General features: G+C 34.3%; 1 protein-coding gene. It reads right to left on the reverse strand.

Annotation, left to right across the window (positions count from 1 at the left end; genetic code table 11):
* Positions 1-469, reverse strand: a 469-nt coding sequence (locus HC176_RS16370; RefSeq protein ID WP_167920067.1) for an IS110 family transposase, incomplete at both ends; no start/stop codon positions are given.

Here is a 469-nt window from a genome sequence, read left to right on the forward strand (position 1 = left end):
TGCAGATTTATTCTTCTTCAGCTGAGAGATTTCTCTACAGAGATCACGAATAGCTTTAAACTGTTCACTGGGTGGATTCCAGGATTTAAGAGAAGAGGATCTTTCTAAACCTATATCAGCAATAAGTTTAGCATCTACTTTATCTGTTTTAGTTTTGATGTTAAGACTCTTCGCAAAGTATTTTACCTTCTGTGGTAGTTCCACATATACAGCTTCATTTTGAGAGTGAAGAAAGTAAGCAAGTTCTTCATAATAAACTCCTGTAGCCTCCATCACAAAGACCAGATGAGAAGTCTCCTTTCTTCGTTTAGAGCACCAAAGATTAAAGTCTGTAAAACCTTTAGAATCATTTTTAAAGGTCCTGGTGCCTTTAATGACACTTCTTCCATTTTTTCTTTCCTTGAAACAAACATCAAATTTCTCTTTAGCAATGTCAATTCCAACAGATTGTAAATAATCATTCATAAAC

This window comes from Tamlana crocina, from assembly GCF_012037625.1.